The following is a 14,929-nucleotide window of genomic DNA, read 5'->3' as shown; positions in this document are numbered from 1 at the left end:
CGGGCGCGAACCGCGGGCTTCAGTCCGTCGACAGGACCGTGAGTCCGCCGTGGTCGCGCAGGTACTGGCGGAACGTCGGGTAGCAGAGGCGGAACCAGGGGGTGAAGCGCTCGGGCTGCGCCGCCATCTCGGCGTCCAGATCGGCCAGGGCGACGTAGCGGAAGTCGTCGGCTTCCTCGGGATCAGGCCGCGGCGGCTGGTCGTCGATGGCGCCGAACAGGTGGCCGTACTCGTGCTCGGTCATGCCGTTGGGCAGCTCCAGGCGGTAGCTGAACTCGAACAGCTTGCGCAATGCGACCTGTACGCCCATTTCCTCGCGCAGCCGGCGTTCGGCGGCGTGCCGGGCCGATTCATCCGGGTACGGATGGCCGCAGCAGCTATTGCTCCACAGCCCGCCACAGTGGTACTTGCCCAGCGCGCGGCGTTGCAGCAGCAACTCGCCGGCGCGGTTGAACAGGTACACCGAGATGGCCCGGTGGCGCAGCCCCAGGTGGTGCGCCTGGTGCTTCTCCATCGTGCCCGTCGGGTTGTCGTGTTCGTCGACCAGGATCACCTGGATATCGGTCATGGGATTCTCCTGCGAGCCTGCCGTGCGCCGCCCTCCAGCTTATCAGCCCTTGCGGATCATCCAGATGCCGACGGCAATGGCGGCCATGCCGGCGATCTTCAGCCCGCTGACCGGCGCTTCGCGGAATCCGGCCCAGCCGAAGTGGTCGAGGGTCATGGCCATGCCCAACTGGCCGGCGAGCACCAGCACCATGAACATCAGCGCGCCGACACGCGGGGCGGCGAAGGCGGCAATGAAGATGAAGAACATGCCGAGGAAGCCGCCGCACCATTGCCACCAGGGCAGCTCGCGCAGGGCGGCGAGGCTGGGGAAGTCGCGGTTGGCCAGGGTCAGCACCAGCAGGCCCATGGTGCCGACGAAGAAGGAAATCAGCGCGGCGGCCAGCACGCTGGACACCTGCTTGGCCAACTGGCCGTTGATGCCGGCTTGCAGCGGCAGGCAGGCGCCGGCGATCAGGGGTAGTACGAACATCCACCAGGGCGGCGTGGGCATGGAGGGACTCCTGGGCAATCGAAGCGGAAAGGGCAGCCGGCTAGTATGCACCAGACTGGAGCATCTCTGCGCCCGATCCCTGGAGCCGCCATGACCACGTTGCCTTCCCGCACCCTGAGTGTCCGTATCGAGCGGCGCTGGGGCGAGACCTATGACTTTCTCGCCGAACCGGCAAACTTCCCCCGCTGGGCCTCCGGCCTGTGCACTGCCATCGAGCCGCTGGAGGGCGAGCTGTGGCTGGCGCAGACAGCCCAGGGCCCGCTGCGGGTGCGCTTCTCGCCGCGCAATGCCTTCGGCGTGCTGGACCATGCGGTGCTGCCCGAGGACAGCCCGGCGATCCACATCCCGCTGCGCTTGATCGCCAATGGCGACGGCTGCGAATTGCAATTGACCCTGCTGCGTCAGCCGCAGATGGATGACGCCACCTTCGAGCGGGATGCGCGGTGGGTGGAGAAGGATCTGCAGGCGATCAAGGGGCTGCTGGAGTCAGCGTGATGCCGGTGCGTCCCCTGTAGGAGCTCGCTCGCGAATCGTCCGGCACCGCAGCAGCAGGGAAAACTGTTCGCGAGCAAGCTCGCTCCTACGAAGAGCCGTCAAAGGCGTGCGGCCAACTCCGCGCCTTCGCGGATCGCCCGCTTGGCGTCCAGCTCCCGCGCCACGTTGGCACCGCCGATGACGTGGTAACGCAGGTTCTCCGCCGGCAGCGTCGGCTGCAGTTCCAGCAGCGGCTCCTGTCCGGCGCAGATCACCACGTTGTCCACCGCAAGACACTGCTCCCTGCCGTCGATACGCACGTGCAGCCCGTCGTCGTCGATGCGCAGGTACTCCACGCCACCGTGCATCCGCACGCCGTGGTGCCGGAGGTGCGCGCGGTGCACCCAGCCGCTGGTCTTGCCCAGCCCGGCGCCGGGCTGGCCGGCCTTGCGCTGCAGCAGCCAGAGTTGCCGGCGCGGCGCGGCGGCGACCGGTGGGATCAGCCCGCCCGGCGTGGCGTTGTCCAGGTCGATGCCCCACTGGCCGAGCCAGTCGCCCAATGGCTGCGGTCCGTCACGCTCGGCCAGGAGGAAACTGGCGACGTCGAAGCCGATGCCGCCGGCGCCGATCAGCGCGACCTTCTCGCCCACCGGCGCGCCGCGCAGCACGTCGAGGTAGCCCAGCACCTTGCCGTGAGCGATGCCCGGAATCTGCGGCGTGCGCGGGCGTATGCCGGTGGCGACGATGACCTCGTCGTACTCCCCCCGCAGCTCGCCCCGGATGATGCGCCGGCCCAGTCGCACGTCGACGCCCAGTTCGCGCAGGCGCACGGCGAAGTAGCGCAGTGTCTCGTGGAATTCCTCCTTGCCCGGCACGCGCCTGGCCAGGTTGAACTGCCCGCCGATCTCGCCGCTGGCCTCGAACAGCGTCACCCGGTGCCCGCGCTCGGCCGCCACGCAGGCGGCGGAAAGCCCCGCTGGCCCGGCGCCGATCACGGCGATGCGCTTGGGTATTCGCGCCTTGCGGTAGCGCAGCTCCGTCTCGAAGGCCGCGCGCGGGTTCACCAGGCAACTGGCGCGGCGGTTGGCGAAGGCGTGGTCGAGGCAGGCCTGGTTGCAGGCGATGCAGGTGTTGATCGCGTCGGCGCGCCCGGCGGCGGCCTTGGCCACGAACTGCGGGTCGGCCAGCAGCGGGCGCGCCAGGGAGACCAGGTCGGCATGACCGTCGGCGAGCAGTCGTTCGGCGACTTCCGGCGTATTGATGCGGTTGCTGGCGATCACCGGCACGCGCAGCTCGCGGCGCAGGCGCGCGGTGATCTCGGCGAAGGCGGCACGCGGCACCGAGGTGACGATGGTCGGCACCCGCGATTCGTGCCAGCCGATGCCGGTGTTGAGCAGGTCGATGCCGGCGCCTTCGAGGGCTCGCGCAACGGTGCGCACCTCGTCCCAGCGGTTGCCGCCGTCCACCAGGTCGAGCAGCGACAGCCGATAGCTGATGATGAAGCGCTCGCCCAGCGCGCGGCGGATACGCCGGACGATCTCCAGCGGCAGGCGCATGCGGTTGCCCAGGTCGCCGCCCCAGCGGTCCTCGCGCTGGTTGGTGCGCGGGCTGAGGAACTGGTTCAGCAGGTAGCCCTCGCTGCCCATGATCTCCACGCCGTCATAGCCGGCGGCCTGGGCCAGCTTCGCGCAGCGGACGAAGGCGGCGATGGTGCGCAGGATGCCGCGCTCGGAGAGTTCGCGCGGGCTGAACCAGCTGATCGGCGATTTGACCGGCGAGGCGGATACCACCAGAGGGTGATAGCCGTAGCGCCCGGCGTGGAGTATCTGCAGGAGGATCTTGCCGCCTTCGCGCTGCACCGCCTGGGTCAGGCGCCGGTGCGCCGGAACCTGCAGGCCGCTGGTGAGGCTGCTGCCCAGCGGCAGCAGCCAGCCTTCGCGGTTGGGGGCGAAACCTCCGGTGATGATCAGCCCGACGCCGCCGCGTGCCCGTTCGCGGTAGTAGGCGGCGAGCTTGCCGAAATCCCACAGGCGGTCCTCCAGTCCGGTGTGCATCGAGCCCATCACCACGCGGTTGCGCAGTTGGGTGAAGCCCAGGTCGAGCGGGGCGAGCAGGTGGGGGTAGGGCGGGGTGGCGGCGCTGGGCATGGACGGAACCGTGGGCAGGTGAGGTCCCATCACCCTATTGGCTTGCCGTGCGTCGGTGAACGGCCCGGCTGCCGGCTCATTCAGGCATTTCGGTCAAGCCGGCGGTTGACAGCTGGCGGATAGGTTCCAGACTTTCCCTTATGGCAGGGTCCTGTGCCCCGATCGCAGGCTGAAGTGACGGAGGTCGTCATGAAAGCGATAAGAAGAAGACATGCGCGCCATTACCTGCTCGCCATCCTCATCGGGCTGGCACTGCTGGGCTTGCACGAGTCCCTCCAGCGTGACCGCCTGCAGTCCGCCTGCCGCCCGGACGGCAACGGTATCTCCTGTTCCTACCCGCCGACTGCCCATTTAGGCGTATTGACCAGTCCGTTCTGAGTGACGTCCTGACGCGCGTCAATGCGCCGCAAGAAACCCGCGTGCATGGTCTGCCCCGCTCAAAGCTGGCGCATTGCCCCGGCTTGGCTATCTTTTAAGCAGCAAGGGTCCGGCGATGTACCGGACGTACGCTGCCTGATCAGGAGACGCACGATGGATATGAACCGTCGGCAATTCTTCAAGGTTTGCGCTGTAGGCCTTGGAGGATCGAGCCTGGCGGCACTGGGGGTTGCACCCCCGGATGCCTTTGCCGACCAGGTCCGCCACTTCAAACTTGCGCGCACCGTCGAAACCCGCAATACCTGTCCGTACTGCTCGGTGGGTTGCGGCATCCTGCTGTACAGCCAGGGGGATGCGGCGAAGAACGTTGCGCAGAACATCATCCACATCGAGGGTGATTCCGATCACCCGGTGAACCGCGGCACGCTCTGCCCCAAGGGCGCGGGCCTGCTGGACTTCGTCCACAGCCCCAACCGCCTGAAGTATCCGGAGATCCGTGAGGCCGGTTCCAGCGAGTGGAAACGCATCGGCTGGGACGAGGCGCTCGACCGCATCGCCAAGCTGATCAAGGAAGACCGCGACGCCAACTTCATCGAGAAGAACGCCCAGGGCCAGACGGTGAACCGCTGGCTGACCACCGGTTTCCTGGCCGCGTCGGCGTCTTCCAACGAAGCGGGCTACATCACCCACAAGGTGGTGCGTTCTCTCGGCATACTGGCGTTCGACAACCAAGCACGTGTCTGACACGGCCCGACGGTGGCAAGTCTTGCCCCGACGTTTGGCCGTGGAGCCATGACCAACCATTGGACCGACATCAAGAATGCCGATCTGGTCCTGATCATGGGCGGCAACGCTGCTGAAGCGCACCCGTGCGGCTTCAAGTGGGTGACCGAGGCCAAGGCGCACAACAAGGCGCGCCTGCTGGTGGTCGACCCGCGTTTCACCCGTTCCGCCGCGGTGGCCGACTATTACGCGCCGATCCGTACCGGGACCGACATCGCCTTCCTCGGCGGTCTGATCAACTACCTGCTGGAAAACGGCAAGTACCAGAAGGAGTACGTGCACAACTACACCGACGTCTCCTTCATCGTGAAGGAGGGCTTCGGCTTCGAGGACGGCCTGTTCAACGGCTACGACGCCGAGAAGCGCACCTACCCGGACAAGTCGTCCTGGCAGTACGAACTCGGTGAGGACGGCTTCGCCAAGGTCGACCCGACCCTGCAACACCCGCGCTGCGTGTTCAACCTGATGAAGCAGCACTACAGCCGCTATACGCAGGACGTGGTGAGCAACATCTGCGGCACGCCCAAGGACATGATGCTCAAGGTGTGGGAGGAGATCGCCACCACCGCCGCGCCCGACAAGGTGATGACCGTCATGTACGCCCTGGGCTGGACCCAGCACTCGGTGGGCGCGCAGATGATCCGCACCGGCGCGATGGTCCAGCTGCTGCTGGGCAACATCGGCATGCCCGGCGGCGGCATAAACGCCCTGCGCGGCCACTCCAACATCCAGGGCCTGACCGACCTTGGGCTGCTGTCCAACTTGCTGCCGGGCTACCTGACCCTGGGGATGGACGCGGAGCAGGACTACGATACCTACATCGCCAAGCGCACGGCCAAGCCGCTGCGCCCGGGGCAACTGTCCTACTGGCAGAACTATGGCAAGTTCCACGTCAGCCTGATGAAGTCCTGGTTCGGCAAGGCCGCCACCAAGGACAACAACTGGTGCTACGACTGGCTGCCCAAGCTCGACATGCCGGGCGCCGGCTACGACGTGCTGCGCTACTTCGACATGATGTACCAGGGCAAGGTCAACGGTTACTTCTGCCAGGGCTTCAACCCCATCGCCTCCTTCCCCAACAAGGCCAAGGTCAGCGCCGCGCTGGCCAAGCTGAAGTGGATGGTGGTGATGGACCCGCTGGCCACCGAGACCTCCGAGTTCTGGCGCAATGCCGGCGAGCACAACGACGTCGATACCAAGGCCATCCAGACCACGGTGTTCCGCCTGCCCACCAGTTGCTTCGCCGAGGAAGACGGCTCCATCGTCAACTCCGGGCGCTGGCTGCAATGGCACTGGAAGGGCGCCGAGCCGCCGGGCGAGGCGCGTACCGACATCGCGATCATGGCCGGCCTGTATCACCGCCTGCGCAATGCCTACGCCAAGGACGGCGGCAAGTTCCCCGACCCGATCCTCGGCCTGGACTGGAACTACCTCAAACCCGACGAGCCGGGCCCGGACGAGCTGGCCAAGGAGTACAACGGCAAGGCCCTGGCCGACCTGGTCGACCCGGCCAACGGCATGCTCCTGGCGAAAGCCGGCGAACAGCTGCCGGGCTTCGCGCTGCTGCGCGAGGACGGCAGTACCGCCAGCGGCTGCTGGATCTTCGCCGGTTCCTGGACGCAACAGGGCAACCAGATGGCCCGCCGCGACAACAGCGACCCATACGCGATGGGCCAGACCCTGGGCTGGGCCTGGGCGTGGCCGGCCAACCGGCGCATCCTTTACAACCGCGCCTCCGCCGACCCCAGCGGCAAGCCCTGGGATCCGGTGAAGAAGCGCCTGGTGTGGTGGAACGGCAAGGCCTGGGGCGGCACCGACGTGCCGGACTACAAGGTCGACGTACCGCCGGAAGCGGGGATGAACCCATTCATCATGAACCCCGAAGGCGTGGCGCGCTTCTTCGCCGTCGACAAGATGGCCGAAGGCCCGTTCCCCGAGCACTACGAGCCGTTCGAGACGCCGATCGGCATCAACCCGCTGCACAAGAACCCGCAGGCGATCAACAACCCGGCAGCGCGGGTGTTCAAGAACGACATGGAACTGTTCGGCAAGGCCGACGAGTTCCCCTACGCCGCGACCACCTACCGGCTCACCGAACATTTCCACTTCTGGACCAAGCATTGCCGTCTGAATGCGATCATCCAGCCGGAACAGTTCGTCGAGATCGGCGAGGCGCTGGCCAAGGAGCTCGGCATCAAGGCCGGCGACCGCGTGAAGGTCTCCTCCAACCGCGGCTTCATCAAGGCGGTGGCGGTGGTGACCAAGCGCATCCGGCCACTGCAGGTCAACGGCAAGACCGTGCACCACGTGGGCATCCCCCTGCACTGGGGCTTCTCCGGGGTTGCGCGCAACGGCTACCTGACCAACACCCTGACCCCCTTCGTGGGCGACGGGAACACGCAGACGCCGGAGTTCAAATCCTTCCTCGTCAACGTGGAAAAGGCGTGAGGTGAAGCATGAGTAGCCAAGACATCTACGCCCGCTCCGCCACCACCACGCCGATGCCCTCGGTGCGGCGCGAGGAGGAAGTGGCCAAGCTGATCGACGTGTCCAAGTGCATCGGCTGCAAGGCCTGCCAGGTCGCCTGCTCGGAATGGAACGAGCTGCGCGACGAGGTGGGCCACAACCACGGCACCTACGACAACCCGCTGGACCTGACGGCGGAATCCTGGACGGTCATGCGCTTCACCGAATACGAAGCGCCGGCCGGCAACCTGGAGTGGCTGATCCGCAAGGACGGCTGCATGCACTGCGCCGAGCCGGGCTGCCTCAAGGCCTGCCCGAGTCCGGGGGCGATCGTGAAGTACGCCAACGGCATTGTCGACTTCAACCAGGACCACTGCATCGGCTGCGGTTACTGCATCACCGGCTGTCCGTTCAACATCCCGCGCATCTCGCAGAAGGACAACAAGGCGTACAAGTGCACCCTGTGTTCCGACCGCGTGGCCGTGGGCATGGAGCCGGCCTGCGTGAAGACCTGCCCGACCGGCGCCATCGTCTTCGGCACCAAGGAGGACATGAAGGAGCATGCCGCCGAGCGCATCGAGGACTTGAAATCGCGCGGCTTCGAGCATGCCGGCCTGTACGACCCGGAAGGGGTGGGCGGCACCCACGTGATGTACGTGCTGCACCACAACGACCAGCCGTCGCTGTACGCCGGACTGCCCGACAAGCCTGCGATCAGCCCGCTGGTCAGCCTGTGGAAAGGCATCACCAAACCCCTCGGCCTGCTGGCGATGGGCGCGGTGGTGCTGGCCGGCTTCTTCCACTACACCCGCACCGGTCCCAACCGGGTGGAGGAGGATGAGCCGGGTGGCTCCGATCCGGAGGCTCCGGTGAACAAGGTCGACCCTTCGGTGCATGACTATGACCCGCGTAAGCGCCCGTGACCTCCCTGGCAGTCGCTTTTGCCCCCTCTCCCCCTGGGAGAGGGCTGGGGTGAGGGCTACGAGGATCGAGAAATGAAAAAAGATATCCAGCGCTACAACGCCAACGAACGGAGCAACCACTGGATGGTGGCCATTCTGTTCTTCCTCGCCGGCCTCTCGGGGCTGGCGCTGTTCCACCCAGCCATGTTCTGGCTGACCCACCTGTTCGGCGGCGGGCCGTGGACGCGGATCCTCCACCCCTTCCTCGGGGTGGCGATGTTCCTGTTCTTCCTCGGCCTGGTGATCCGCTTCGCCCATCACAACCTGATCGAGAAGCGCGACACCCAGTGGCTCAAGCAATGGCGCGACGTGGTCAACAACCGCGAGGAAAACCTCCCGGAAGTCGGCCGCTACAACGCCGGACAGAAGCTGCTGTTCTGGACCCTGCTGCTGTGCATGCTGGTGCTGCTGGCGACCGGTTTCGTGATGTGGCGGGCGTACTTCAGCCACCTCTTCGGCATCGACCTCATCCGCCTCGCCTCGCTGCTGCATGCCTTTGCCGCCTTCGTGCTCATCTGCAGCATCCTGGTGCACATCTACGCCGGGATCTGGGTGAAGGGCTCGATGGGCGCCATGCTCTACGGCTGGGTCAGCCGCGGCTGGGCGCGCAAGCACCACAACGGCTGGCTGAAGGACGTGGAGAAGGGCAAGGGCCACTGACCTTTGACGTAACCGCCGGCTGGCGCGAGAGCGTCGGCCGGCACGAACAGTCCCCTTTCCCTCCGGGAGAGGGCTAGGGTGAGGGGCTTTTGACGCTCCGATCCGCTATCAACAAGGAGTCCTGCGTGTCAGGCCGAATCCTCGAACCCGGGCAGATCGAAGCTGCCGCCAACATTCCCCCGCTGTTCAATCTGCCGTCCCCCGATCTCTTCAGCCGGCGCGCCGTGCGCCTGCGCCAGTTGGCGCCGGGCAATCCCCTGCAGGGCTATCTCGAACTGATCGCCGGTGTCTGCGCCGCCCAGCAGGCGCTGCTCGACCGCAAGCTGCCGCTGCCGGGCCCGGATGCTGCCGCGCTGGCTCGCAGCCGAGAACACCGCATGCCGCCGCTGGCTTACGAAGTGCTGGTGCGTGAAGGAGCCTGGCTGCCACTGCTGGACGCTTTCCTCGACGCCTACGAGCCCACTGCCAACCCGGCCATCGTCCAGGCGCTGCAGGCCCTGCGCGGTGCCGATGAAGGCCAGCGCAAAGCCTGGGTGCTGGGCCTGCTCAACGGCCAGTTCGACCTGTTGTCGCCGGCGCTGGTGCCTTTCCTCGGCGCAGTACTGCAGGTTGCCTTCAGCCAGTGGCTGCTGGCGCTGCCCGACGACAGCCTGGGCGAAACCGACAGCCAGACCCTCTGCCCGGCCTGCGGCGCGCCGCCGGTGGCGGGGATGATCCGCCATCGCGGCAAGTTCGCCGGACTGCGCTATCTGTCCTGCTCGCTGTGTTCCTGCGAGTGGCACTACGTGCGGGTGAAATGCAGTCACTGCACCGAAAGCAAGGGCTTGGCCTACTACTCGCTGCAACGCGACGGCGTGGCCAGCGACCAGGCATCGCTCAAGGCCGAGACCTGCCCCGGCTGCCAGTCCTACCTCAAGCAGTTCTACCTGCAACACGACGAGCACGCCGAGGCCCAGGCGGACGACCTGGCGAGCCTCGCGCTGGACATTCGCCTCGCCGAGGACGGCTACCTGCGCACCGCGCCGAACCTGCTGCTGGCGCCGGGCGGTTCTTCGTAGGGCGGATAACGCGGAACGCGTTATGCGCCGCCGTCTTCACGTCGAGGTAGCCGGCGGATAACCGCGAGCGGTTATTCGCCCTACACTGACTCCAGCCAACGCCCCCAGCACAAGGCCCGTCCATGACCTCGGTACGCCTGCCTTCCATCGACCGCCTGCTGCGCAGCCTGGCCTGCCAGCCGCTGCAACAGCGCTATGGCCGCGAGGCCCTGCTCAAGACCCTGCGCGACCTGCTCGATGAACTGCGTGAACCCGCGCGCCACGGCCAACTGGCCGCCGCCGAACTGCAAGATGCGGTGCTCGCCGGCCGCGCCGGCGAGCGCCTGGCCGCGCACCATACCAGCCGCGTGCGCCGGGTGTTCAACCTCACCGGCACCGTGCTGCACACCAATCTCGGCCGCGCCTTGCTGCCGGAAGAGGCCATCGAAGCGATCACGCTGGCCGCGCGCTACCCGCTCAACCTGGAGTTCGACCTGGCCACCGGCAAGCGCGGCGACCGCGACGACCTCATCGCCGGGCTGATCCGCGAGCTGACCGGTGCCGAGGCCGTCACCGTGGTCAACAACAATGCCGCCGCCGTGCTGCTGGCGCTCAACAGCCTGGGCGCGCGCAAGGAAGGCATCATCTCCCGTGGCGAACTGATCGAAATCGGTGGCGCCTTCCGCATCCCCGACATCATGGCCCGCGCCGGCGTGAAACTGGTCGAGGTCGGCACCACCAACCGCACCCACGCCAAGGACTACGAAGCCGCCATCGGCCCGCGCTCGGGCCTCTTGATGCGCGTGCATACCAGCAACTACAGCGTGCAGGGCTTCACCGCCAGCGTCGCCACCTCGCAACTGGCGCAGATCGCCCACGCCCACGGCCTGCCGCTGCTGGAAGATCTGGGCAGCGGCACCCTGGTCGATCTCACCCGCTGGGGCCTGCCCAAGGAGCCCACCGTGCAGGAAGCCCTGCGCGACGGTGCCGACATCGTCACCTTCAGCGGCGACAAGCTGCTCGGCGGCCCGCAGGCCGGGCTGATCCTCGGCAGCAAGGAACTGATCGGCAAGATCAAGAAGAACCCGCTCAAGCGCGCCCTGCGGGTGGACAAGCTGACCCTCGCCGCCCTGGAGGCCGTGCTCAACCTCTACCGCGACCCCGATCGCCTGGCCGAGCGCCTCACCAGCCTGCGCCTGCTCAGCCGGCCGCGGACCGACATCCGTGCCCAGGCCCAGCGCCTCGCCCCGGCATTGGCGACGTTGCTGGGTCAGAGCTGGAACGTCAGCGCCGTGGATGCCCTGGGCATGATCGGCAGCGGCGCCCAGCCGGTCGCCCGGCTGCCCAGCGCCGCCCTGTGCCTGCGCCCGAACCAGCCCAAACGCCAGCGCGGCCGCGCGCTGCTGGACCTGGAAGAGCGCCTGCGCTGCCTGCCGATCCCGGTGCTCGGCCGCATCGACGACGACGCCCTCTGGCTCGACCTGCGCCAGCTCGACGACGAGCCCGGCTTCGTCGCGCAGTTGCCGCTGCTGGCCGAGGGCGATTCGTGATCGTCGGCACCGCCGGGCATATCGACCACGGCAAGACCTCGCTGCTGCGTGCCCTTACCGGTATCGAAGGCGACCGCCGCCCTGCCGAGCGCGAGCGTGGCATCACCATCGACCTCGGCTATCTCTATTCCGACCTGGGCGATGGGGCGCTCACCGGCTTCATCGACGTGCCGGGGCACGAGCGTTTCGTCCACAACATGCTTGCCGGCGCCAGCGGCATCGACCTGGTACTGCTGGTGGTGGCCGCCGACGACGGCGTGATGCCGCAGACCCGTGAACACCTCGCCATCGTCGAGCTGCTGGGTATCCGTCGTGCCATCGTCGCGCTGACCAAGGCGGACCGCGTGCCCGCCGAACGCCTGGAGCAAGCCGCGCGCGAAGTGCGGGCGCTGCTCGCCGAGGGGCCGCTGGCGGGCTCACCGGTCCATGCGGTTTCCAGCCTCCGCGGCGAGGGCATCGAAGCCCTGCGCGAGGCGCTCACCGACGCGGCGCGAGACATCCGCGAGCGCACCGCAACCGGTGGCTTCCGCCTGGCCTTGGACCGTGCCTTCAGTGTCAGCGGCGCCGGTGTCGTCGTCACCGGCACCGCCTTCGCCGGCACCGTGACGGTGGGCGATGAACTGCTGCTCGGCAGTGCCGGTCGTCGCGTGCGAGTGCGCGGCCTGCATGCGCAGAATCGCGAGGCGCAGCAAGCGCATGCGGGGCAGCGCGTGGCGCTGAACATCGCCGGCGAACGCCTGAGTCTCGAGCAGATCCATCGCGGCGACTGGTTGATCGCGCCGGACCTGCACGCACCCACCACGCGCATCGACATCGAACTGCACGTGCTGCCCAGTGAAACGCGGGCCGTCGCCCACTGGACGCCGGTGCACGTACACCTTGGCGCCCAGGACGTCACCGGCCGCGTTGCCCTGCTCGAAGATGAACGCCTGCAACCGGGCGAGCGGACCTTCGCACAATTGGTGCTGAACGCGCCCTGTCACGCTGTGCACGGCGATCGCCTGGTGCTGCGCGACCAGTCCGCCCAGCGCACATTGGGGGGCGGCCGCGTGCTCGATCCCTTCGCTCCAGCACGCAACCGGCGCAGCGCGGAACGCCTGGAACAACTGCGCGCGCTGCAGGGTGACAGCCTGGAAAGCGCGTTGCCGACCCTGCTGGCGCACGCCGGCAATGGCCTCGATCCGGCGCTGCTGGCGCGCCAGTTCAACCGCCCGCGAGAGGGCTGGGCGCTGCCTTCCGAACTGGTCGAAATCAACACGCGTCTCGGCGCGCGGTTGTTTGCCGCCGAGCGCTGGTCCGCGCTGCAACGGCACCTGCTCGACGCCCTGCAGCGCTTCCACGAAGAAGCTCCCGACGAACTCGGCCCCGACCGCGACCGCCTGCGCCGCTACGCTTTTTCGCAACTGGAACGCCCCGTCTTCATCGCCCTGTTGGAAAGCCTGCTGGCGACCCCGCGCATCGACAGCAGCGGCCCCTGGATTCACCTGCCCGATCACCGCGTACAACTGGGCGAGGCTGACGAGCGCCTGCGCGAACGCCTCTGGCCGTTGCTGCTCGCCGGCGCCTTCGACCCGCCCTGGGTACGTGACCTGGCCCGCGAGGTCGGGGCCGAGGAAGGCGATGTGCGCCTGCTGCTGCGCAAGCTCGCCCGCCTGGGGCAACTGCACCAGGTGGTGAAAGACCTGTTCTACCCGGAGGCCACCCTCCGCCAGCTCGCCGGCCAGGCCCTGCACCTGCGCGGCGAAGCCGGCATCATCCGCGCCGCCGCCTTCCGCGACCGCATCGGTATCGGCCGCAAGCGCTGCATCCAGTTGCTGGAATACTTCGACCGCATCGGCTTCACCCGTCGCTTCGGTAACGAACGGCGTATCCGCGAGGATTCGGCGCTGGCTCAGGCCGAGCGCGCCGACTGACGATCCTGAGCCCGCTGCGGCATCGCCACGCTGGCATCTGTCGGGGCAATGATGGCAACATCCAGGCTCCCGATCCGCCGACGCGCTCCAGCGCCGGCGCCAGTCCAGGGAAGGCAACCACGCCCGGTGGCGTGGCCGGGCTTCAAACCCGGTGGGGGACGGCAGCCGTTCCTGGGTGGGTTCGACTCCCACTGCCTTCCGCCAACTCTCCCCTCTACAGCCCGCGTGACTCTGGGCTTCCGGCTCTGCCTGGGAAGACGTTTCGGCGTAAGTGTCGAAAGACTTTCAGTGAGGTGTACCCTCGCCAGCCTGCATCCAGGAAGGGATGTCGTTCATGCCGTGGAGTACGCGCCACACATCGATGTGATCGTCTCGCTCGACGTAGAACACCAGGTAGGGGTAGCGCTTGAGGGGCCAGCAATGCAGCCCCGGCAAATCCAGCTCATGGACATAGCGGGATGAGCCACTGGCAGGGTGCCGGGCGATATGGGCGTATGCCTTTTCCAGGGCATCGACAAACCCCAGGGCTGCCTGTTCGGCGTCTTCGCTCAGGTAGTAATCGACAGCCGCTTCAACGTCCTGATTGGCGAGTACTCGCGGAATGACGGGCTTTGCCTTCATCCACGGGCCTTCCGTACCCGCGTGCGGAGCGATTCGAAGTAATCACTGTCGGCAGGTGCTGCAGGCATCGACTCTGCGCCGGCGATCAGCAAGCCCCGCAGACGCTGACGGTCCTGATCCTTGCGAATCAGCTCGCGCACGTACTCGCTACTGGTGCCGTAACCACGCTGGCTGACCTGTTCATCGACGAAACTCTTGAGCGTATCCGGCAGGGAAATGTTCATTGTGCTCATGGGGCCGGTCTCTCGGGAATGGCAAAATTTGCCAAAACATACTAGCACCCGTGATCCTCCCCGGTATCGAGCAGGTGACGAAAGCCCCTGATCGGACCCAACGTCAACACGTCCAGCAGGTGATCTGGCGCGAGGTGTGCGTAGCGCATGGTCATGTTGAGCGAGGCGTGGCCGAGCACCCGTTGCAGCGTCAGGATGTTCCCGCCGTTCATCATGTAGGGACTCGCGAAGGTGTGGCGCAGCACGCGTGCCTTCTGGCCCGACGGCAGGTTCACGCCTGATATTTTTACCGCGTGAGGGTAAATATTCGAAGTAGAGCGAAGGATGTCGAAATCACTTGCCGTCACTCGCCAATGCCCTGAATGGCCCTGCTGAACGCCCCGATCTCAGTGGTGTTAGCCAGAGATGACCAAAAACGGGTTCAAATCCCCTCACTGCTGCAATGGTGGCCACATTCTGGCGGTATGCACCAAAGCCAGAATCCACGCGCTGTCCCTGCCGATCTGGTAGGCCGGCCTGTAGCTTTCGTGTGGGATCAGCTCACGGGGGCCGGGAGTCTTTCCCGGCTTTCCCATTTCGAGGAAGTCGGCCAGCTTGGCTGCTGTGGCACTGAACAGCGAGTCCACGCGCACGGTTGCGGAGGGG

The 14,929-nt window shown here is 66.9% G+C and carries 14 protein-coding genes, 1 tRNA gene and 1 pseudogene; 9 read left to right on the top strand and 7 right to left on the bottom strand.

Features of this window, described 5'->3' with window-relative positions; translation table 11 throughout:
- Window positions 1–19 precede the first annotated feature (19 nt).
- Entirely contained in the window at window positions 20–568 is a 549-nt protein-coding gene (gene idi, locus H681_RS21660; protein ID WP_015479031.1) for an isopentenyl-diphosphate Delta-isomerase, read from the bottom strand.
- A gap of 42 nt (window positions 569–610) precedes the next feature.
- Entirely contained in the window at window positions 611–1,060 is a 450-nt protein-coding gene (locus H681_RS21655) for a DMT family transporter (protein ID WP_015479030.1), read from the bottom strand.
- A 90-nt stretch (window positions 1,061–1,150) separates the two neighbouring features.
- Between H681_RS21655 and H681_RS21650 the strand changes: the two genes are divergently transcribed.
- Window positions 1,151–1,555 (top strand): hypothetical protein, encoded by a 405-nt coding sequence (locus H681_RS21650; RefSeq protein WP_015479029.1) that lies wholly within the window; start codon window positions 1,151–1,153, stop codon window positions 1,553–1,555.
- A gap of 98 nt (window positions 1,556–1,653) precedes the next feature.
- Here the strand turns inward: H681_RS21650 and H681_RS21645 are convergent, their stop codons facing one another.
- Window positions 1,654–3,681, bottom strand: coding sequence for an NADPH-dependent 2,4-dienoyl-CoA reductase (locus tag H681_RS21645; protein ID WP_015479028.1), 2,028 nt, complete (start codon window positions 3,679–3,681; stop codon window positions 1,654–1,656).
- A gap of 189 nt (window positions 3,682–3,870) precedes the next feature.
- Between H681_RS21645 and H681_RS21640 the strand changes: the two genes are divergently transcribed.
- From H681_RS21640 to H681_RS21600, 8 genes are all read left to right on the top strand, one after another.
- Window positions 3,871–4,059 carry a hypothetical protein gene (locus H681_RS21640; protein ID WP_041712200.1) on the top strand — a complete coding sequence of 63 codons (189 nt, stop codon included), beginning with the start codon at window positions 3,871–3,873 and terminating at the stop codon, window positions 4,057–4,059.
- A gap of 153 nt (window positions 4,060–4,212) precedes the next feature.
- Window positions 4,213–7,290: a formate dehydrogenase-N subunit alpha gene (fdnG, locus tag H681_RS21630; protein WP_086009575.1), complete on the top strand. Its 3,078-nt coding sequence runs from the start codon at window positions 4,213–4,215 to the stop codon at window positions 7,288–7,290.
- Between the two features lie 8 nt (window positions 7,291–7,298).
- Complete coding sequence (gene fdxH / locus H681_RS21625) at window positions 7,299–8,231, top strand: formate dehydrogenase subunit beta (protein WP_015479025.1); 933 nt, start codon at window positions 7,299–7,301, stop codon at window positions 8,229–8,231.
- A gap of 72 nt (window positions 8,232–8,303) precedes the next feature.
- Window positions 8,304–8,930 carry a formate dehydrogenase subunit gamma gene (locus H681_RS21620; protein ID WP_015479024.1) on the top strand — a complete coding sequence of 209 codons (627 nt, stop codon included), beginning with the start codon at window positions 8,304–8,306 and terminating at the stop codon, window positions 8,928–8,930.
- 125 nt (window positions 8,931–9,055) lie between these two features.
- The gene (fdhE, locus tag H681_RS21615) at window positions 9,056–9,988 is read left to right on the top strand and encodes a formate dehydrogenase accessory protein FdhE (protein WP_015479023.1); all 933 of its coding nucleotides are present in this window, start codon (window positions 9,056–9,058) and stop codon (window positions 9,986–9,988) included.
- A 122-nt stretch (window positions 9,989–10,110) separates the two neighbouring features.
- Window positions 10,111–11,517, top strand: coding sequence for an L-seryl-tRNA(Sec) selenium transferase (selA, locus tag H681_RS21610; protein WP_015479022.1), 1,407 nt, complete (start codon window positions 10,111–10,113; stop codon window positions 11,515–11,517).
- Window positions 11,514–13,430 carry a selenocysteine-specific translation elongation factor gene (selB, locus tag H681_RS21605; RefSeq protein ID WP_015479021.1) on the top strand — a complete coding sequence of 639 codons (1,917 nt, stop codon included), beginning with the start codon at window positions 11,514–11,516 and terminating at the stop codon, window positions 13,428–13,430. Before selA ends, selB begins: the two co-directional genes overlap by 4 nt.
- A gap of 108 nt (window positions 13,431–13,538) precedes the next feature.
- Window positions 13,539–13,634: transfer RNA gene (locus H681_RS21600), tRNA-Sec, on the top strand.
- Window positions 13,635–13,715: 81 nt separating this feature from the next.
- Here the strand turns inward: H681_RS21600 and H681_RS21595 are convergent.
- From H681_RS21595 to H681_RS26105, 4 genes and pseudogenes are all read right to left on the bottom strand, one after another.
- Window positions 13,716–14,051, bottom strand: coding sequence for a type II toxin-antitoxin system RelE/ParE family toxin (locus tag H681_RS21595; RefSeq protein ID WP_015479020.1), 336 nt, complete (start codon window positions 14,049–14,051; stop codon window positions 13,716–13,718).
- Window positions 14,048–14,284 carry a type II toxin-antitoxin system ParD family antitoxin gene (locus tag H681_RS21590; RefSeq protein ID WP_015479019.1) on the bottom strand — a complete coding sequence of 79 codons (237 nt, stop codon included), beginning with the start codon at window positions 14,282–14,284 and terminating at the stop codon, window positions 14,048–14,050. The genes H681_RS21595 and H681_RS21590 overlap by 4 nt, the downstream gene beginning before the upstream one ends.
- A 41-nt stretch (window positions 14,285–14,325) precedes the next feature.
- Window positions 14,326–14,577, bottom strand: a pseudogene (locus H681_RS21585) (tyrosine-type recombinase/integrase); the annotation flags it as partial.
- 138 nt (window positions 14,578–14,715) lie between these two features.
- Window positions 14,716–14,910 (bottom strand): type II toxin-antitoxin system RelE/ParE family toxin, encoded by a 195-nt coding sequence (locus H681_RS26105; protein WP_015479017.1) that lies wholly within the window; start codon window positions 14,908–14,910, stop codon window positions 14,716–14,718.
- Between the last annotated feature and the right edge of the window lie 19 nt (window positions 14,911–14,929).

Source organism: Pseudomonas sp. ATCC 13867, from assembly GCF_000349845.1.
GTDB lineage: Bacteria > Pseudomonadota > Gammaproteobacteria > Pseudomonadales > Pseudomonadaceae > Pseudomonas.
The sequence above is the reverse complement of the archived record's forward strand: the minus strand, read 5'-3'. Positions and strand labels throughout refer to the sequence as shown.